Annotated in this window: 17 protein-coding genes; 12 read left to right on the top strand and 5 right to left on the bottom strand. The window is 70.1% G+C overall.

Features of this window, described 5'->3' with window-relative positions:
- The 4 genes from KEG38_RS49935 (at nt 1) to KEG38_RS49920 (ending at nt 4,631) form a co-directional block, all read left to right on the top strand.
- The gene (locus tag KEG38_RS49935) at nt 1-984 is read left to right on the top strand and encodes a tetratricopeptide repeat protein (protein ID WP_272427990.1); all 984 of its coding nucleotides are present in this window, start codon (nt 1-3) and stop codon (nt 982-984) included.
- Between the two features lie 202 nt (nt 985-1,186).
- Nucleotides 1,187-2,599, top strand: coding sequence for an inorganic phosphate transporter (locus KEG38_RS49930; RefSeq protein ID WP_272427989.1), 1,413 nt, complete (start codon nt 1,187-1,189; stop codon nt 2,597-2,599).
- Between the two features lie 63 nt (nt 2,600-2,662).
- The gene (locus KEG38_RS49925) at nt 2,663-4,219 is read left to right on the top strand and encodes an ATP-binding protein (protein WP_272427988.1); all 1,557 of its coding nucleotides are present in this window, start codon (nt 2,663-2,665) and stop codon (nt 4,217-4,219) included.
- 133 nt (nt 4,220-4,352) lie between these two features.
- Nucleotides 4,353-4,631 carry an RpnC/YadD family protein gene (locus KEG38_RS49920; RefSeq protein ID WP_272427987.1) on the top strand — a complete coding sequence of 93 codons (279 nt, stop codon included), beginning with the start codon at nt 4,353-4,355 and terminating at the stop codon, nt 4,629-4,631.
- Between the two features lie 6 nt (nt 4,632-4,637).
- On the opposite strand, the gene KEG38_RS49915 is transcribed toward KEG38_RS49920, so the two are convergent.
- From KEG38_RS49915 to KEG38_RS49905, 3 genes are all read right to left on the bottom strand, one after another.
- Nucleotides 4,638-4,964, bottom strand: coding sequence for a hypothetical protein (locus KEG38_RS49915; protein ID WP_272427986.1), 327 nt, complete (start codon nt 4,962-4,964; stop codon nt 4,638-4,640).
- 103 nt (nt 4,965-5,067) lie between these two features.
- Nucleotides 5,068-6,894, bottom strand: coding sequence for a feruloyl-CoA synthase (locus KEG38_RS49910; RefSeq protein WP_272427985.1), 1,827 nt, complete (start codon nt 6,892-6,894; stop codon nt 5,068-5,070).
- 11 nt (nt 6,895-6,905) lie between these two features.
- Nucleotides 6,906-8,600, bottom strand: coding sequence for an acyl-CoA dehydrogenase family protein (locus KEG38_RS49905; RefSeq protein ID WP_272427984.1), 1,695 nt, complete (start codon nt 8,598-8,600; stop codon nt 6,906-6,908).
- Between the two features lie 63 nt (nt 8,601-8,663).
- On the opposite strand from KEG38_RS49905, the gene KEG38_RS49900 reads away from it, so the two are divergent.
- A complete protein-coding gene (locus tag KEG38_RS49900) occupies nt 8,664-9,803 on the top strand; it encodes a hypothetical protein (RefSeq protein WP_272427983.1) in 1,140 nt (379 codons plus the stop codon).
- 2 nt (nt 9,804-9,805) lie between these two features.
- Here KEG38_RS49900 and KEG38_RS49895 read toward each other — a convergent pair whose 3' ends face one another.
- Both KEG38_RS49895 and KEG38_RS49890 read right to left on the bottom strand, forming a co-directional pair.
- Nucleotides 9,806-10,279: an NUDIX hydrolase gene (locus tag KEG38_RS49895; RefSeq protein WP_272427982.1), complete on the bottom strand. Its 474-nt coding sequence runs from the start codon at nt 10,277-10,279 to the stop codon at nt 9,806-9,808.
- A gap of 109 nt (nt 10,280-10,388) precedes the next feature.
- The gene (locus KEG38_RS49890) at nt 10,389-10,898 is read right to left on the bottom strand and encodes a hypothetical protein (protein ID WP_272427981.1); all 510 of its coding nucleotides are present in this window, start codon (nt 10,896-10,898) and stop codon (nt 10,389-10,391) included.
- A gap of 490 nt (nt 10,899-11,388) precedes the next feature.
- On the opposite strand from KEG38_RS49890, the gene KEG38_RS49885 reads away from it, so the two are divergent.
- The 7 genes from KEG38_RS49885 to KEG38_RS49855 all read left to right on the top strand — a co-directional run bounded on the left by KEG38_RS49885 (nt 11,389) and on the right by KEG38_RS49855 (nt 19,423).
- Nucleotides 11,389-11,847, top strand: coding sequence for an RrF2 family transcriptional regulator (locus KEG38_RS49885; protein WP_272427980.1), 459 nt, complete (start codon nt 11,389-11,391; stop codon nt 11,845-11,847).
- Nucleotides 11,848-11,854: 7 nt separating this feature from the next.
- Nucleotides 11,855-12,820 (top strand): cysteine synthase A, encoded by a 966-nt coding sequence (gene cysK, locus KEG38_RS49880; protein WP_272427979.1) that lies wholly within the window; start codon nt 11,855-11,857, stop codon nt 12,818-12,820.
- A 22-nt stretch (nt 12,821-12,842) separates the two neighbouring features.
- A complete protein-coding gene (locus tag KEG38_RS49875) occupies nt 12,843-13,121 on the top strand; it encodes a MoaD/ThiS family protein (RefSeq protein ID WP_272427978.1) in 279 nt (92 codons plus the stop codon).
- Between the two features lie 16 nt (nt 13,122-13,137).
- Nucleotides 13,138-14,073, top strand: coding sequence for a PLP-dependent cysteine synthase family protein (locus KEG38_RS49870; RefSeq protein ID WP_272427977.1), 936 nt, complete (start codon nt 13,138-13,140; stop codon nt 14,071-14,073).
- Nucleotides 14,067-14,615 carry a M67 family metallopeptidase gene (locus KEG38_RS49865; RefSeq protein WP_272427976.1) on the top strand — a complete coding sequence of 183 codons (549 nt, stop codon included), beginning with the start codon at nt 14,067-14,069 and terminating at the stop codon, nt 14,613-14,615. Before KEG38_RS49870 ends, KEG38_RS49865 begins: the two co-directional genes overlap by 7 nt.
- Nucleotides 14,616-14,763: 148 nt before the next feature.
- On the top strand, nt 14,764-16,455 hold the full coding sequence (gene cysC, locus KEG38_RS49860) for an adenylyl-sulfate kinase (protein WP_272427975.1): 1,692 nt from the start codon (nt 14,764-14,766) through the stop codon (nt 16,453-16,455).
- Nucleotides 16,456-17,740: 1,285 nt separating this feature from the next.
- Entirely contained in the window at nt 17,741-19,423 is a 1,683-nt protein-coding gene (locus KEG38_RS49855) for a hypothetical protein (protein ID WP_272427974.1), read from the top strand.
- Nucleotides 19,424-19,563: the final 140 nt, after the last annotated feature.

Below are 19,563 nucleotides of genomic sequence, written 5' to 3'. Positions count from 1 at the left end.
ATGCTGCGTCGCCTCCGCCGGGCCCTGCGAAAACGAGCGTTCGAGCGCAAGCTCGCGGCCTTGCCCGCGCTGCTCGAACGCAAGCAGAACGCCGAGGCCGAGGCCGCGGCGTCGGAAGCGCTCCTGATCGGGGAGGAGGTCTTCGGCGAGGAGGCAGCCGAGCTCACGACGCCGCTCTATGTGATCGCTGCGGCGCGGCTCTCGGCGGGCCACACGGAGGACGCGCTCGCCGCCTGCACGCGGGCCATTCGAATCGCCGAGGCGCTCGCCGGCGCGCCCACCGAGCCCCGCTTGCCGAAGCTCTACGAGCTCGCGGCCGCGATCCACGAGCGCGCCGGCCGCCTCGACGCGACGATCCGCCTCTACCGCCGGCTCCTCGCGGGGTACGAGCGCATGCGCAGCCCCGACGAGGCCGCGATCGCCGACGTCGCCGGCCGGCTCGGCCTGCTCCTCGGCAAGCAAAAACAAACCGCGGAGGCCGAGCTCCTCCTCGCCCGCGCGCTCACGACCACCGAACGTGTCTTCGGCGCGCGCTCGCGCCCTGCGGCCGAGGCCCTCTACAACCTCGGCACGGTGCTCGCGGCGGCGGGCCGTCGCGATGACGCGGCGCGCTCCCTGCGGCGCGCGATCGGCATCCTCACGGAAACCGACGCGCGGACTGTCGATAGTCTCCTCGCGCTCGCGCAGCACAACCTCGCGACCCTCGTCGAGGCCGAGGGCCGCGCCGACGAGGCCGAGGACCTCTACCGACGCGCGCTCGCCGCCCACGCTGGAGCGACGGGCGCCGATCCGCCCGAGATCCGTCCCACCCTGGTCCGCCTCGGAAACCTCCTCGAAGCCAAGGGCCGGGTGGACGAAGCGCTCTCCCTTTACGACCGCGCGCTCCCCCTCGCGGAGGCCGAGCTCGGCCCAGATCACGCCGTGACGCTCGGGATTCGCGCCTTCCGGGAGGCCGCCCAGCACAAACGCCCGCCGGCGCGTTGAGATCCAGGACACGACACACGTCCGTTCACCTGAAAAGCCACTCTTCAGACACCCCTCTGTCACGGTGCTGTGACGGACCTGCACCTAGCGTGCGGGTGCTTGGTCCTGTAAGGAGACGGCGCCCCGCGTCTCCGACGCGCGAGACCCCTCGGGTCATGGCGCGGATGAGCAGCCCCCGGGGCGCCGAAAGGCTCTCGTGTTCATGGAGGCTCTTCTCGATCCGTCGCTCGGCAACGGGGTGCGCGCGCTCCTCGTCCTCTGCCTCTTGATCGCCCTCGGCTTCGAGTTCGTGAACGGCTTTCACGACACCGCCAACGCGGTCGCGACGGTCATCTACACGAACTCCCTGAAGCCCCACGTCGCGGTCGTCCTCTCTGGCCTCTGCAACTTCGTCGGCGTCTTCGCGGGTGGCATCGCGGTCGCCATGGGCATCATGAAGCTCTTGCCCGTGGAGCTGCTCGTCTCGAGCGGCGTGGGCGCGGGGCTCGCGATGGTGCTCGCCCTCCTGCTCGCGGCGATCTCCTGGAACTTAGGCACCTGGTACCTCGGCCTGCCCGCGTCGAGCTCCCACACCCTCATCGGCGCGATTCTGGGTGTCGGCATCGCCAACTCGCTCCTGCCCGGCCACAAGTTCGGCGACGGCGTGAGCTGGAGCAAGGCCGCGGACATCGGCATCGCGCTGCTCGTCTCGCCGCTCTTCGGCTTCAGCCTCGCGGCGCTGCTCGTCGTCCTGATCAAGCGCTACACGACGAACAAGGCGCTGCTCGAGCCGCCGCCGAAGGACGCGCCGCCGCCGCGCGGCACCCGCGCCCTGCTCGTCTCGACCTGCGCGGCCGTGAGCTTCGCCCACGGCTCGAACGACGGCCAGAAGGGCGTGGGCCTCGTGATGCTCATCCTGATCGGCCTGGTCCCGGCCGGCTTCGCGATCAACATGGATGCGAGCCCCGCGGAGCTCGAGCGCACGCTGCGCGCCACGGACAACGTCGCGGCGCTCGTCCGCGACCACTACGATCAGCACTCCAAGGTGGAGGCCGAGAAGACGCTCGTGCGCCTCGGCGAGCTCCACCAGTTCCTCGACGGCCGCAAATCGGCGAAGGAAATCGCGCCGATGGATCGCTTCAAGTTCCGGCAGGATCTCCTGCTCGCGGACAAGTCCATCGACAACATGCAGAAGGGCGGCCACCTCGGCCTCACGCCCGCGGAGACGAAGAAGCTCGCGGAGGAGCGCAAGGCCCTGCGTGCGCTCACGGAGTACGCGCCGAACTGGGTCCTCGTGGCGATCGCGCTCTCGCTCGGCATCGGCACGATGTTCGGCTGGAAGCGCATCGTCGTGACGGTCGGCGAGAAGATCGGCAAGAGCCACCTCACGTACGCGCAGGGCGCGTCGGCGGAGATCGTCGCGGCGAGCACGATCGGCGTCTCGGCGTGGCTCGGGCTCCCGGTGAGCACGACGCACGTCCTCTCCTCGGGCATCGCCGGCACGATGGTGGCGCAGCGCTCGGGCCTGCAGGGCTCGACGGTGCGGAACATCGGCCTCGCCTGGGTGCTCACGCTGCCCGCCTCGATGACGCTCTCCGCGCTGTTTTTCCTGCTCTTCCGCGCGATCTTCAGCTGACGATCCGCGCCGGGCCCCGAGGCTTCTCGGCCCGGGCCGCCTTCGATATCCTGCGCCTCGCCCATGCGCACCTTCAGCACCGAGGGTCCTTGTGATCCTGCGCGCCACCATCACCTGCCCGCGGCGCCGCGGCTCGCGGAGGGCCTCGGCCTCGTCGACGAAGGCGCGTATTTCCTGGTGCGCGCGCCGCGGCGCACGGGCAAGACCACGAGCTTGCGCGCCCTCGCCGCCGAGCTCTTGGCGTCGGATCGGTATGCCGCGCTCGTGGTCTCCGCCGAGGTCGGCGAGCCCCTCGGGGACGACGTCGCGCGCGCGGAGGAGGCATTGCTCGCCTCGATCCGCCTCTCCGCGGAGCACGATTTGCCGCCCGAGCTGCGCCCGCCGCCCTTCCCCGCCTCGGCGGACGGCACGCGGCTCTGGGCGGCGCTCTCGGCCTGGGCGCAGGTTTGTCCTCGCCCGCTCGTCCTTTTTTTCGACGGCGCGGACACGCTGCACGGCGCCGCGCTCCGGACGGTCCTGCGCCAGCTCGAGATCGGCTTTCCGCGTCGCCCCGCGGCCTTTCCGTGGTCCGTGGTTCTCTCCGGAACGCGCGACCTGCGCCTCGAACCTTTCGTGGCGGCAAGCGACGCGCCCGTTCGTCCGGGCCTCACGGGCCCCTTCGAGACCGCCTTATCGCCCGAATCGCTTCGAAGCTTCACCGAGGACGAGATTCGCGCGCTGTATGCGCAGCACACCCACGAAACGGGGCAAACCTTCGAGGAGGCCGCGATCCGGGCCACGCGGGAGGCGACCGCGGGCCATCCCTTCCTCGTGCAGGCGCTCGGCCGCGAGCTCGTGACGATCGTCCCGCGTGCTGAAACCGTTTGCGAAGCGCACGTCCGCGCGGCCATCCATCACCTCGTCGATCACCGCACGACCCCGATCGACGCCCTCGCCGCGCGCCTTGCCGAGCCACGCGTCCGCCGCGTCGTCGAGCCCCTCCTCGCGGGCACGGCGCTCGTGGCGCGGGCCCAGGGCGGCGACATCCGTTATGCGCGCAGCCTCGGCCTGCTCGCCGAGGACGACCCTGCGCGTATCGAAAGCGGCATCCACCGCGCGCTCGTCCCGCGCCTGCTCGCCTCGGGCGTCGGGCGCGCCATCACGGACGAGCCGGCGCGGTTTTACAAGACAGATGGCGCCCTCGACGTCGAGACGCTCCTCCACGCATTCGCGTTGTTTTACAAGACACACGCTCGCCACCTCGTCACGGACGTGGCCTACGAGGCGGTCGCGCCCGAGCTCGTCTTCCTGGGTTATCTGTATCGAATGGTCGAGCCCCGCGGCTGGGTCGACGTCCGCTGGGGCGGCTCGCGCGGCCGGATCGACGTCGTGCTGCGCGTCCCGCTCGCGGGCGGGGACGAGCAACACGAGGCGTTCGTCCTGGTCTCGCGGCGAAAAGGAGAATCGGGTGCCAAGGCACGCGCGGTGGGGTTTTTGGAGGAGGTGCTCGACGCGGAGGAGCTCGCGGGCGGCACGGTGGTGCTGTTCGATCGCCGTAACAAACGGGCCGCGGGGGAACGCGTGAAGCTCAAGCTGACGTCGACGGCGAAGGGACGGGCGGCGTGGGTGCTGCGGGCGTAGAAATTTTCGCCAGGCCAAACACAAATTTTCCGAGACGAACCCTGGCCTCGACACACCCCATTTGACGAAATCCCCCTCGCGTGGAACGTTCGCCGCGACGGCCCCTGTCACCCCCACGGACGAGGAGTTGCTCATGAACACGCAGGAAATCATGGACATGTGGGAGCGCCAGGCCAAGGAGCAAGGGCGCCAGGAAGGACGCCTGGAAGGACGCCAGGAAGGGCTCCAAGTAGGCGCCCAGGAGGGGCTCCTCCGCGGGCAACGTCGCACGATGCTCCAGCTCCTGCGCCTTCGCTTCGGCGAGTTGCCTCAGGCGGTCGTTGCTCGTATCGAGGCTGCGGACTCCGCCGCCCTCGATCAGTGGACGGCGCGGGTCCTCGCGGCGAAGACGCCGGAGGAAGTCGTCGCGTAACGCCGCTCAGCTCTCCGCTGGCGTCAGGTCTGCCACGCGGTGGATCGTCCAGCGCTCGGTGCCGTCCACGATCACCTCGGCGAGCTGCTTCTGGTACTCCGCGTGGTACGGCACGGCGGCCATATCGCGCCATGCGGCTTCGAGATCGTCCACGTTATCGATCTGCACTTCGAGCTCGACCTGCGATTCGGGCCCGCCGATGCTGCCGGAGAGGACGCGCAGCGACCGCCAACCGATGCGTTGTGCCACGTCGATGTACCATTTCCGCAGCACCCTGAGACACTCGTCCCTGCGACCGAACCGGGTCGTGAACTGCCAACGCGCAACGTACATGATCCGGGCTCCCTTCTTCGTGAGCCCGACATCATAATCCCCACCGCGAACGACGGGATCCAAAAACGTGCGCGCGAAACGTGACACCTTGCGTCACGAATCGTCACCGAATCACGATCACGCCCGGCTCGCCGTCGCGGTAGAGCGCCTCGACCAGGCCTGCGCGGCGCGTGAGGACCGCGCGCTGGTTGATGTACCCCTTGTCGGTGATCTCGCCGGCGTCGATGCTCGGCGGCTCGACCAGGAACATCACCCGCGCGATTCGCGTGCTGCTCCCGGGGTGCGCCTCGTTGTACACGCGGAGGCCCGCCGTGAGGTGCGAAAGGACCTCCGGCCGCTCGACGAGGGATGCGAGCGGCTCTTCCTTTGCATCCGGGCAAAGCGAACGACACCCGACGAGGCTCGGAAAGACGAGCAAGCCGATTTCGTCCCGGTCGTGCCCCGCCACCACCGCGTCCTGAATCACGGGCGCCGCCGCGGCGATCGCCGTGATCCGCACCTGACCCACGTGCACCCACGTCGCGCTCGTCAGCTTGAAATCTTCCGCCACGCGGCCATCGAAGACGATGCCTTTCGACGGATCCCCCGGATCCGCGAGCCTGCCGGCATCGCCGATCTTGTAAAATCCTTCCTCGTCGAAGGCCGCGCGCGTGAGGTCCTCGCGGCCGAAATAGCCGGGCGTCACGTTCGGCCCGCGCACGCGCATCTCCAGCTTGCTGCCGTTCGGCACCATCTTGAGCTCGCAGCCGGGCGCGGGAAGGCCGATCACGCCCGCGCGATCGATCGGAAAATGCACCGTCGTCACCATCGGCGAGGTCTCCGTCGAGCCCCAGGCCGAGACCATCGTGACGCGCTCGCCCCGCGCCTTTTGGCTCACCTCTTCGAGCCGCTTCCACGTGCTCTGCGGCAGCGCGGCGGCCGCATAAAAGAGCAGGTCGAGCTCCCGGAAGAAATGGTCCCGCAGGTCAGCGTCGTTTTCGAGGTACGGGAGAATCGCGTCGAACCCGCGCGGCACGTTGAAATACAGCGTCGGCGCGACCTCGCGCAGGTTGTGTACCGTCTTCTCGACGAGCTCGGGCATCGGGCGGCCCTCGTCGATGAAGAGCGTGCCGCCGTGGAACAGCACCATGTTGAAGTTGTGATTGCCCCCGAACGTATGGCTCCAGGGCAGCCAATCCACGACGACCGGCGGCCTCTTCCGCAAAAATGGCCAGACATCCACGATCGCCTGCTGATTCGAGCAGAGCATACGGTGCGTGTTGAGCACGCCCTTCGGCTCGCCCGTCGATCCCGAGGTGAACAGGATCTTCGCGACCGTGTCGGGCTCGACCGTCTCCATCGCGCGGCCCGCGCGCTCGCCCGCGAGCTCGCGGCAAAGCTCGTCGAATTGCGTCGCCGACGAGCCGCCCTCGGACACCACGACCTCCGCGCCCCCGAGGTCGAGCGCCCCGAGCGCCCGGCCAAACCGTCCCTCGTCCCGCGCATACACGAGGCCCGGCTTCACGAGGCCGAGGATGTACCGCAGCTTTTCGTAATCACGCGAGAGCAACGCATACGCCGGCGACACCGGACACACGGGCACGCCCACGAGCATCGCCCCGAGCGCGAGCAGCGCGTGATCGATGCCATTCTCGCTCAGGATCACGATCGGCCGCGCGGCGGAGAGATCCCGCCGCGCGAGCGCCTCGCCGATCGATGCCGCGACCGCAGCCGCCTCGCCATACGTCACCTGACGCACGCCCCCGGACGCTTCCCGTTCGGCAAGAAACACCCGATCCGGCGCCAGATCCGCCCAGGCGTAAAGCAGCTCGCCGAGGTGCCGCGGATAAGCCGGGAGCGGCCTCGGCGAGCGCAGGATCATGCCTCCGCCCGGCAGGTTCGTCACGACGACCTCCGGCGGCGCGAATTCGAGGCGGGCGGCCTTCTCCATGAACATCCTCGTCAGAACGCGACGTCGTTGGCGAGCGCGGCGGCGAGCGCGCGATCCTCCTCGTCCCGCACGAGATCCACCCCGCGCGTATAAAACCGCAGCGCCGCCGCCCTCGGGCGGCCGTCGTTCTCGTGCGCGAGCGCGTGCGACGCGTGCCGCACGAGCAGCGCGAGCTCGTAGGCGCGGCCGAGCGTCAGCGCGAAGCGCCGCGCGCCCGCCTCGACCCCGAGCGGATCCTTCTGGAACGTCTCGGCGAGCCACCGCGCCGCGTGCGTCGCCGCCGAAAGCGCCCCCTCGCCCGCCCGCCGGAGCGCGTCGTCCGGCGCCGTCGACACGAGCGCTCGAATGTCGGCGAGCAGATCCTCGAGCGGCCCCTCTTTTTGCAGGGCGCGCAGCGTATCGAGCGAGAGCACGTTCGTCGTGCCTTCCCAGATCGGCAACACCTGCGCATCACGATAGATGCGCGGGATCCCCGTGTCCTCCACGTACCCGGCGCCGCCGAAGCATTCGAGCACCTCGCTCAGCACCGTGACCGCCTGCTTGCCCGTCGTGAGCTTCGCGAGTGGCGTCACGAGGCGCAAAAGGCGCGCCTCCGACTCCGTGATCGTACCCGCCTCCTCGCGCCCGAGCAGCTCGACGGCGCGGAACGCGAGGTGGAAAGCGCCCTCAGCCTCGGCCGAGAGATCGGCGAGCGTGTCGATGTGCAAAGGCTTGTCCGAAAGCGGCGCGCCGAACTGCACGCGGCGACGCGCATAATCACGGGCGAGCGCAATGCCGCGCCGCATCCCCGCCGCCGCGCAGACCGCATTCCACGTGCGCGTCACGTTCAGCATCGGCGAGATGTTCCGGATCCCGTCCGCGAGCCCCTTCACCGGCATGGCCAAGGCCCCGGCCAGCGTCAGCTCCGCCGTCGGCACCTTCCGGGTCCCGAGTTTGTCCTTCAGCCGATTGACCTGGATCCCATTCATCCGCCCGTCCGGCCCGAAGACGTCCACGTAAAACAGCGCGAGCCCGCGGCCGCCGGGCGGATTGCCCTCCGGGCGGCCCAGCGTCAGCGCCATCTGCGACGTCGTCGCCGAGGTGAACCATTTCGTCCCATACAGCCGAAAATTCCCGTCCGCGTCCTTCCGCGCCTCCGTCTCGGAGAGCCCCACGTCGCTCCCGCCGGTCCGCTCCGTCATCCATTGCCCGCTCGTCCAGGCCTTTGCCGGATCACGGCTCGTCAGGCGCGCGAATGCCCTCGCCGCGAAATCGTTCTCGTCGCGCACGTCGCGGTGCGTGAGCAGCGTCTTGGCCGCGCCGTCCGTCATCGCGAGCGGACAGGTGTACACGTCGGTCGAGGAATCGAAGAGGTACACCAGGGCAAACTGGTGCACGCGGGACACGTCGCCGCTCCGCTTTTCGTAGCCCGTCGCGACCACGCCTTTTTCGGCGGCGATCCGCGCGGCACGTTTCCAGACCTGCGTCACCTCGATCTGATCGACGCGATGCCCCCACGCGTCCCACTGCGTCAGCTTGGGCTCGTTCAGGCGGTCTTCGAGCTGCAGCCGGTAGAGCTCGCCGCCGGCGAGCTCGCCCATCTCGCGGAGGCTCGGCTCGGCTTCGCGGAGGACGTCGGACGGGAACACACGCTTCAAGTACGAGCGGAGAACACGGTCGTCGTCGTACTGGTTGCCGATCTCGGGGGGAGCTTGGTAGAAGGCCATCGCGCGGGAGTATACGCAAAATCGGCTTCCCGCGTGACGCAGAATCGACTACGGGACGCCGCCATGCTCAAAGGCCGGTTCTCCCCCGCACTCGTTCTCTCGATCGCCGCGCTCGCCGCGGGTTGCGGCGCTTCCACGCCGCCGCCCGCCTCGGCCGACGCCACGAAGGAGGCTCCGAAATCCGAAACGCCCGCGCCCGGGGGCGAAGCCGCGGCCGAAGCGCCTCCCTCCGAGGAGGGCGAAGGCGACGCCGAGCCCCCGGAGCCGAGCTTCGCGGAGCTGCGCAAGGCCGCGATGGCCTGCACCCCCGACGAGAACGGCTCGCTCGACGACTGCGAAGCGTTCCGGAAATGGCTCGAGGCGGAGCAAGCGTTCGAGAATGGCAAGGCGAACCCGGAGCTCCTGAAGATGCTCGGGAGCCAGGATCCCAAGGAGCGACGCGTCGCGGCCGAGAAGCTCATGCAGACGCTGAACGAAGAGACCGCCGACGCCGCGAAGGTGGACGCCGTCCTCGGCTTGGCCGAGAAGGAGCGCGACGAGACCCTCGGCGACCTGTTCGGGAGGTTCGTCGCCGGCCTCCCCCTCGTCAAGGTGGGCAAAATCGATCGGGCGATCACGATCGCCAAGGCGCACCCAGTATCGGATTACACGGACGCGTTCGTGCGCGTGGTGGGCTTTGGCTCCACGAATCGTGACCCCAAGGTCGTAGCCTACGGGATCGAGGTCAGCAAAGACGCGTCCGCCTCGCGGCGCAGCCTCGCGCTGAATCTCCTCGGCGACCTCGCCCCGTACTTTCCCGACGAAACCTGCAAGGTCATCAACGCCCTTCGCGCCGACAAGGACGATTTCGTCAAGAACCGCGCGGCGGAGAGGATCGCCTCGATCGCCAAGTGCGCGTCCTTCACGGACAAGCTGCTCGACGACCTCTCCACCATCGACGTGAAGAAAAACATCGGCTTCGAGACGGGAATGGCGCTGGAAAAGATCTGCAAGCGGAGCGACCTCACGCCCGCCCAGCGCAGCAAGGGGAGCAAGGCCGCCCGTCGCATCACGGACGCCCCCACCGTGCACACGAACACGCGGTCTTACACGATGGCGGCCATCATCGGCTGCGACCCCAAGGACGGCCCCGCCTACGTCGCCAAGTACAAGAACGACAAGGACAAGACCATCGCCGCCCGCGCGGCCGAGCTCACGAAATAAGGCTACGGACGTCGGGGCGCCCACGAGGCGCCCTCGTACGTGAGCACCGAGAGCGGGTAGGAGGGGGCGCCCGCGGCGACCGCATTCAGGATCTCGCGCGCCTCCTCGCCACGCAGGGGCAACCCCGCGAGCTCGTCGAGCTTCACCCACCGGGCGCCGAGGGAGTGCTCGTCGGCCTCGCTCTTCGGGGTCGGGTCGCCGTCGGGCTTCGCCAGGAAAAACACACGGCAGCGCGCCGTCCCGCTCGGGTGCGGCGAGTGTTCGACGCGCAGGACGCCCTGGATCGCCGCGCGCACGCCGGCCTCTTCGAGCGTCTCGCGCACCGCGGCGTCGACGATCCGCTCGCCCGGCTCCACGCGCCCGCCGGGCAGGTACCACGTTTGCCCGTGCCCGCGCTCGTGCACGAGCAGGTACTCGTCACCACGCCGCACGACGACCATCGCGAAGAACCAGGTAGGGATGGGCCTGCGGGACACCCGTGCAGGATACTCGGCGGTCGCCGGGAGGGGAAGGCTTCGATTTGGAAGGCCAAACACCCGGCCCCGAGGGCCGGGTGAGGCGGGAGGGAGGCGGGGCAGCCAACGTTTATCGGGAATCGGCCGGGCTCGAGGGCGTGGGGTTGGTGCTCTCGGCCTTCTTCTTCTTGGCCCTGCGCGTCTTGGCGCCCTTCACGCCGGTCGCCGAGCGGTAGGCGCGGGTCTTGTCGTATTTGGCGAGCAGCTCGGCGATCCCCGTGGTGCGCGCGCGACCTTCGATGGAGTTCGCGATGGCGTGGACCCTGCGTTGTCTGTCGTCGTCGTAATGCGCGCGGCTCTCTTCGAGCAGCTCGACGAGCTTCCGGGCGGCGGGCAGGACCGCGTCGATATCGGCGATGTGGTCATTGTCGAGCAGGATCGCGTCGATCTCGTCCTGCGTGACGCCGGCCTTGGGCCCCACGCTGGCCTGATTGGCGACGACCTCCGAGACCGCCTCGGAGAATCCGGGGCGCTCGACGAGCAGGCCGCGCAGGGCGCGATGCGGGAGATCGACGAGAAACGTTCCGTGCATCGAACAATCGAGCACGAGCGAGCCGACAGGGACGGGCGGGATGGGCATGGCATTCTCCGTGATCCCTCTCCTGGACCATGACACCCGGGAAAACGCATCGCGACGCGGGGTCATTGCGATCCTCGAAGGGGCGCTTGGGTTCATCGAGCACTGCAATCGATGCGCGCATGTTGAACGCCCGCGAACGAGGGTCGATGCAGACGGAAACTTGCTGTCTCATCGATCGGGTCGAGGAGGTCGAGCGACCGGGTCGAGGAGGTCGGCGATCGGGCCGAGGAGGTCGAGCGACCGGGTCGAGGAGGTCGGCGACCGGGTCGAGGCGGTCGGCGACCGGGTCGAGGAGGTCGAGCGATCGGGTCGAGGCGGTCGGCGACCGGGTCGAGGAGGTCGAGCGACCGGGTCGAGGAGGTCGGCGACCGGGTCGAGGCGGTCGGCGACCGGGTCGAGGCGGTGCTACCTTGTACTGGAGAGCACATCAGAGCGGGTCGATCGCTCGTATTCTTGACTTTTCCGATGCAACAACCTACATCCGTGCCTCGTGAAGCTGTCCAACAAGGGCCGCTACGGGGTGCGGGCGTTGTTCGACATCGCCTTCCACAACGACGGCCGCCCCACGCAGATCCGTGAGATCGCCGAGCGCGAGATGATCCCCGCGCGCTTTCTGGAGCAGATCTTCCAGGACCTGAAGAAGGCCGGCCTCCTCGGCGCGAAGCGTGGACCGCGCGGCGGCTACCACCTCGCGAGGCCCGCCTCCGAGATCACGATCGGCGACGTTTTCCGCGCCCTCGAAGGCCCGATCGTCGTCTGCCCCACCGAGGACGAAGGCCCGCGCGGCGCTGAACCTTGCGGCCCGGACGCGACCGCGGCCGCCTTCAAGGACCTCGCGGTCGCCATCGAAAAGGCCTTCGACGACATCTCCATCGCCGACGTCGTGCAGCGCGGCGAGGCCCTCGGACTGCGCCGCGGCGAGGTCGAGCGGACCGACTACGTCATCTAGGAGCGTGATGCACGAGCCCGGGAAAAAGCCTGCATTGCCCTCGCATCCGCGCGTGGTCGGCTCGGTGCTCGACCTCGTCGGCGACACGCCGCTTTTCGAGATCCAGCGGCTCGACGTGGATGCGCCGCGCGGCCGCGTCTTCGCGAAAGCCGAGCAGCAGAACCCGGGCGGCTCCGTGAAGGACCGCATCTGTCTCGCGATGATCGAGGCCGCCGAGGCGAGCGGCGCGCTCGGTCCGGGTGGCGTCGTCGTGGAGCCGACGAGCGGAAACACGGGGATCGGGCTCGCGCTCGTCTGCGCGGCGAAGGGCTATCGCTGCGTGCTCACGATGCCCGCGAGCATGAGCCTCGAACGCCGGCAGCTCCTCGAAGCGTACGGCGCCGAGGTGATCCTGACCGACGCCGAAGAGCAGATGGAAGGCGCCATCACGAAGGCGCGCGAGATCGTCGAGACGACGAAAGGCGCGTTCATGCCGGCGCAATTCGACAACCCCGAGAACCCGCGTGTCCACGGCGAGACGACGGCCCGCGAGATCTTGCAGGCGATGGCGAACGAGCCGATCCACGCGTTCGTCGCCGGCGTCGGCACCGGCGGCACCGTGAGCGGCGTCGGCGAGCTGCTCCGCCGGAGGAGCCCACGTCCGCGGATCATCGCCGTCGAGCCCGAAGCTTGCGCCACGATCTCGCGCGGCGAGCGCGGCCCGACGAAGATCCAGGGCCTCGCCCCGGGATTCGTCCCGAAGAACTATCACCCCGAGCACGTCGACGAGGTGCGCACGGTGGGTGAGCGAGCGGCGTACGAGACGAAGGTCGCGCTCGCCCGCAAGGAGGGGCTGCTCGTGGGGATCAGCGCGGGCGCGGCCGTGAAGGTCGCGCTCGACGTCGCGCGCGAGCTCGGCCCCGGCGCCAACGTGGTCACGGTGCTCTGTGACACGGGGGAGCGGTATTTCAGCCTCGACGAGTACTTCAAGTAGCAGCCACCACGGAGAGACCCACATGCCTGTCGTTCGTATCCCCACCCCCATGCGCACGCTGACCGCCAACAAAGACGAGGTCGAAGCGACGGGCGCGACCGTCGGCGAGATCATCGAGGATCTCGAAAAACGCCACCCGGGCATCCGCGATCGGCTGCTCGACGCGAAGGGCGTCCGCCGCCACGTGAACATCTTCGTCGGCGACGAGGACATCCGCTTCCTCGACGGCCTGAAGTCCGAGGTGAAGGCGACGGATCAGGTCTCGATCGTGCCCGCGATCGCGGGCGGCAGCGACGCCTAGGATGCGCTCGTCGCTCGTGCGGTCGCGCCGCTTCGGCTCGGTGATCGAGGCCGTCGGGAACACGCCGCTCGTCCGCCTCGATCGCGTGGCCCGGGAGGCGCCGAGCGTCGAGGTGTACGCGAAGCTCGAGTTCTGTAACCCCGGCGGCTCGGTGAAAGACCGGGCCGCGCTGCGGATGATGACGAAGGCGATCGAGGAGGGGAAGCTCGGCACGGGCAAGATCCTCATCGACTCGACGAGCGGCAACACGGGCGTCGCGTATTCGATCTTCGGCGCCGCGCTCGGCGTGCCCGTACGCCTCGTGATGCCCTCGAACGTGACCAAGGCGCGCAAGGACATCGCGCGCGCCTTCGGCACGGAGATCATCTTCAGCGATCCGATGGAGGGCTCCGACGGAGCGATCCGGTACGTGCGCGAGATCGTGGCGAAGGATCCGGACGTCTACTTCTACCCGGACCAGTACTCGAACCCGAACAACCCGCTCGCGCATTACCACGGCACGGGCGTGGAGATCCTCGACGCCCTCGGCGATCGCATCACGCACTTCGTCGCGGGGATCGGCACGAGCGGGACGATCGTGGGCACGTCGCGTCGGTTGAAGGAGCACACGCGCCCGATCCGCTGCGTCGCGGTCGAGCCCACGGAGGCCATGCACGGGCTCGAAGGGCTGAAGCACCTGCCGAGCTCGCTCGTGCCGGCGATCCACGACGGGAGCGCCTACGACGAGACGCGGAGGGTCACCACGGAAGACGGCTGGGACATGGCCGACAGGCTCGCGCGCGAGGAGTCGCTGCTCGTCGGGCATTCGAGCGGGGCGAACGTGTTCGCGGCCGTGGAGATCGCCAAGGAGCTGCACCAGACGGTAGGCGGCGGGTGCGTGGTCGCGATCGTGTGTGATCGCGGCGATCGGTACTTCGCGCCGATGAAATGGGAGAAGCGTTATCTATGGTGACGGATCATCCGTGGACGCGCGGCAACCTCAAAATCACGCGCGCCGCGCTCGCCATCGTGGAGAAGGACGCGCTCCGGGGGTACGCGGCGGACGAGGAGGCGTGCGGATACCTGCGTGGCCCCGCTTCGATCCCGCTCGTCTGCGACGAGGCCGTGGTCATGCAGAACGTCGCGAACAAGCTGCATGCAATCGATCCGGAGCGGTACTTCCGCACGGCGCGCACGTACTTCTCGTTCAACGAGAAGAAGTTCGACGACGCGGTCCGCACCGCGGCGCGTGAAGGTCGCCCCGTGAAGATCCTCTACCACTCGCACCTCGACGCGGGCGCGTACTTCAGCCCCACGGACGCGGCCGTGATGAGCATGGGCGAGCCGCCCGCGCACGAGGGCGGCGAGATCACGATGGGCCCGGGCCCGGCCTGGCCCCTCGCGTTCCTCGTGACGAGCGTGCGCGACGGCAAGATCGACGAGCACCGGCTCTTCGTGTGGGACGCGGAGGCGCGGGTCTTCGTGGCCCAAGCGATCACGGTCGTCGAGGAGTAACCAGAACCTCACCCCCCAACCCCCTCTCCGCGCGGCGGAGAGGGGGTGAACGGCGCTGGATCGAGCCGGAAACTCCCTCCCTCTCCACGGTGTGGAGAGGGAGGGTTGGGGAGGGTGAGGTCCGGAAGGGATGCCTATGGAACACCCTATGAGCGGCTTCGTCGTCTGGTTCACGGGCCTGTCCGGCGCAGGCAAGAGCACGCTCGGCGCGCTGCTCGCGGCGGAGCTCCGCACGCGTGGCGTGCACGTCGAGGTGCTCGACGGCGACGAGGTGCGCACGCACCTCTCGAAGGGTCTCGGGTTTTCCCGGGAGGATCGCGACACCAACGTGCGCCGCATCGGCTTCGTGGCGAAGCTCGTCGCACGGAGCGGCGCGTGCGCGATCACCGGCGCGATCAGCCCGTTCCGAGCGATCCGCGACGAGCAACGTGCGCAGATCGAGAGGTTCGTCGAGGTGTACTGCTCGGCGTCGATCGACGCGCTCGCCGACCGGGATCCGAAGGGCCTCTACCGCAAGGCGCTGGCGGGCGAGATCAAGGGGTTTACGGGGATCGACGACCCGTACGAGCCGCCCGCGTCGCCCGAGGTCACCGTCTATACGGACCGCGAGAGCAAGGAAGAGAGCCTCGCGCGGATCGTCGCGCGGCTGGAGGAGCTCGGGTACGTCCCTGCGCTGAAGCGGAGCGTGGGTCGCGTGCGCGCGCATCTCCGCCCGCCGCTCGGGCGGCCGCATGGCGGAGAGCTCAGGATCCGCGCCACGCCCTCGGCCCCGCGGGGGCAGCTCGCCGAATACCTGCGATCGAAGCCGGTGATCGACCTCGACGCGGAGGCCGAGATCGACGTCGCGCTCTTCGCGACGGGCGCGCTCTCGCCACTCAGGGGGTTTTTCGGCGAGAAGGATTTCCTTCGTGTCGCGAGGGAGATGCGGCTCGAAAACGGCCTGGCCTGGCCCATGCCGATCACGCTGCCCGTGAGCGAGGAGGTGGCCGGGGGGCTGCGCATCGGCGCGATCGCCACGCTGCGAGCGCGGGACGGTCGAACCGTGGCGATGATCGAGGTGAACGACGTGTACCGCCCGCCGACGTCGCTCGCCTCGCCGCTCGGCGAGGAGGATCCGGATCTCGCGCGGGCCCTTACGCGCGGACCCGTGCTCGTGGGCGGCGAGGTGTCCGTGTTCGAGCCGAACACAGGGCCCTCGGTCCACGGTGTGGGCACGACGCGGAGGATGTTCATGGCACGAGGCCTCACGACCGTCGCAGGCATACGCGCGCGATCGCTACCGCGTCGGGCCGAGGAGCACCTCGCCAAAGTCGCGCTGGAGATCACGGGAGGGCTGTGGGTCCAGGCGATCGAGGCGCTCGAAGGCGACGGCGAGCCGGAGGCGGCGAGCCTTTCCATGCGCCTGCGCTCGCACGAGGTCCTCGTCGAGCGGTATTTCCCGGCGGAGCGGGTGGTCCTGTCGGCGGGCCTGCCAGCGCGGCGCGGCGGGGGGCGGCAGGCAGTGCTCGACGCGATCGTGTGCCAGAACCACGGCTGTTCCCACGCCATCCTGGTCGGATCGACGTACGCAGGCGGCGTGAGCGGTGCAGAGCGGGCGTTCCGCGTCTATGCTCCCGGAGAGCTCGGGGTCGTGCCACTTTGCTTCGAGGACGCGTTTCACTCCACCCGGACGAACTCGATGGCGACCTCGCGGAGCGCCCCGGGGGACGCGTCCACGTGGATCACGCTCACCGAAGCGGAGATCCTCGCGATGATCGCGCGCGGCGAAGCGCCGCCGCCCGAGGTCCTGCGGCCCGAGGTGTTCGAGGTGCTCGCCGCGGGGCCTCGCTCGCAGCCCTGATCACGGGCGTCCTCTTCTTCGCCGCGCCCGGCGCGAAGGCCGAGCTCGCCGAGGACGCCGAGCGCCTCACGAGCACCTGGAAAGCCCGCGGCGCCGAGACCTCGCGCCTGCCGACGATCTTCCTCGAACACGGCCGGAACAAGCGCGTCGAGGTCTCGCAAGAGCGCCCCGAGGACGAGGTCCCCGGCTGCACGACGGTCGTGTTCCTCGGCGCGCCGAGCGCCGACTTCGCCGTGCTCACGGCCTCCGAGGCCGACGGCCCCACGTTCCCGCCGGGCCTCTTGCCGCACGGCCATCCCACGATCGACGCCGAGGATCGCGGCACGAAGAGCTCGCTCGGCGCCGTCTCGCTCGTTCGATGTGGCCCGCGCCGCGCCGATCTCGATGGGCTCGTCATCTCGATGCGCTCGCCCCGCGGCGCGATCGAGGTGCTCGTGGCGCGCTCGCCCGCGCCGCTCGGCGATCACCGCGAGGCGCTGCCCGAGCGCGCCTTCGGCCTGGTCGCGCCGCGCGGCAATCCGGGAAGGCCCATCGAGCCGGGGCCACTCGCCGAGCGCACGCTCCGCGCCGAGCAGCGGGCGCACGCCGAGGGCGCGGAGCGGTTCACGCGCGTGCCCCTGGTCGCCTCGTCCGAGGGCGCGGGCGAATACCAGCTCCGCCTCGGCGAAGGCTGCCACCGCGTCCAGATCATGGCCGCCGTGCCCCCGACCTTCCCGCACCGCGCGACCGACGTCGACGCGGAAGCACGTGACGACGCGGGCCGCGTGCTTGCGCGTGATCGCAGCGAGACCGCGGACGCCCGGCTCGACTTCTGCCTCGGCGAAGCGACACGCGTCACCGTGCCGTTCGCGGGCGCGGCGGGCGTGGTGCCGATGATGGCGACGGACGCGGTCTGGGCCATCCCGCGCGTGATCCCGAACCACTGGGGCGCGCGCACGCGCGCCGGCTTCGCGTACGCGCTCCGCAGGCGAAACGCGCCCGAGCCCACGGCGGCACCCGTCTTCGAATCGCTCGGCGTGGCGGGCCCGACGATGGTGCCGATCACGCTGGAGCCGGGGCGCTGTTACCTCGCAGCCCTCGCGGTCGCGCGGGGCGAGTCGCGGGGCCTAAGGCTCGCGGCGACCGTCGGCGACAGGTACATGCGCGACGAGGTGGTCGATCGTCCCGAGGGCGCCGTGCTCGCATTCTGCGCCGAGAGCGAGGAGTCAGCCCGGATCGACATCGAGGCGCGCGGCTCGGGTGTCTGGTGGACATTCGCGCTCTTCGCGCTCGGAGGGGGCGAACCTTGACGCGCCTGCCCGTTGGGATCGCCTCGCTCGCGCTCGCCGCGTTCGTCGCAGGATGTGGCGGCGCGCCCGTGAAACCGGAAAAGCCCGCGGCGGCGCGGCCTGCGCCTCCACGCGTGCTCCCGGGGAAGGCCGATGGACACGCGCTCCTCGCCGGGGACGCCGCGCGTGTGCAGGCCGCGGGCGCGGGCACGCTCGAGGTCGTCGCCTCGGAATACCTCTCCGAGGGCGACAAGGTCGGCGCCTTCGTCGAGATCCCGCTCGACGCGTGCGCGCTCGTCATGGCGCGCGGATCGCCCTCGGTCGTCGACGTGGATCTCTTCACGTACGAGGACGACGGCGCGAGCTTCGCCGTCGACGAGTCGACGGACGCACGCCCGGCGGTCCTCGTCTGCCCGCCGCACCCAAAGCGGCTCTGGCTCGCAGCGCGTGTCGTGTCGGGCTCGGGCCTCGTCGGCCTCGGCGTGCAGAGCGTGCCAACGTCCGCCGTGGCCGCGGTGGAGCAAGCCGCCGGCGCGCGCGGTCGATCCGGCGGCGAGACGGGTCGGCTGGAAGCGTGGCCCGGGCTCGAAGCAAAGCTCATCGCGCATCGCGCCTGGCTCGGCGGCCGCTGGGAGGACGTGCGCCGCGCAGCCGTGCCCGTCGCGCCCCGCGCCGCCACACGCCTCACAGTCGCCGTCGAGGCAGGCCGTTGTCTCGACGTGTTCGTCTCCCCGAGCGACGAGATCGGCTCGCTCGAAGTGGTCGCGGAGGACCCCGCGGGCCGCATCCTCGCGCGCGGCAAGGATCGCGGCCGCGACCGCTCGATCGTGCTCTGCTCCGCCACGACGAACGAGGTCACGGTCGCGATCCGCCCGCGCGCCTCCACCGGCCTCGTGGCCGTCGTGGCGAGCCGCTCCGCGCCAGGCGCGGGCGCGGCCCTCGACCCTTCCGCGCGCGCCGAGCACGTGACCGAGACCCGCGAGCTCGACGCGGCCCGCGCGGCCCTCGCGAAGGACCTCGCCGGCAAGGGCCTCGGCGCCCCAAAGACCGTGCTCGTCAGCTCGGCCAAGCTCGGCAGCCGCGCCGCCGCCGCGCTCGATTTGCCCGCCGGCTGCGCGCGGATCGACGTCGTCGCAGGCAAGCCCCTCGCCGACGCCGCAGCCTCGCTCTGGAACGATCGAGGCGCCCTCCTCGCCGAGGGCCGCGGCGGCGCAGGCGTGACGCTCTTCGCTTGTGGCCCGAGCGGTCCGGCGCGGCTCGACGTGGAGGCCCTCGCGCGCCCCGGCCCCTTCGCCGTGGAGCTCCGCAAGGACGAAGCCGCGCCCGCCGCACTCGTCGCGCATCCCCTCGCAGCCGCGCGTCTACTCGCCGTGCTCGACGCCGGCGGAGCGCGCATCTCGGCCGCATCCGCCTCCGGGGCCCAAGTCGTCTCCCTCGACGCCAGCGCGCGCACAGCCTTGCCCTTCGACATCCCTGCACGCGGCTGCGTCGAGGTCGTAGCCGCACTCGATCGCGGCGGCACGGGTCTCGATCTCCGTCTCGCCGACGCCTCCACCGGCGAGAACACCGTCACCCGCGGCCGGTTCGTTCTGACCGACCGTCTCTGCGCAGGCGCCGCAGGCGCCAAGGGCAACGCCGAGCTCCGCCTCCTCGCGGGCAAGGCCGAGGCCCTCGTGCTCGTGCGCCCACTTTCCCCGTAGGGCGGCGCCGCCGCGCCGGGGCGCTGCCCCGGGCCCCGCGGGGGCTGTTCGCCCCTCGACCCGAACCAGCGCAAGCGCTGGACCATTTGGGGAAGAACTGCGCGATGCGCAGTTCTTCCCACAGGCCGGTGGCAAGACCA

This window comes from Polyangium jinanense, assembly GCF_028435265.1.
Lineage (GTDB): Bacteria > Myxococcota_A > Polyangia > Polyangiales > Polyangiaceae > Polyangium > Polyangium jinanense.
This window is presented reverse-complemented; position numbering and strand designations above follow the sequence as displayed.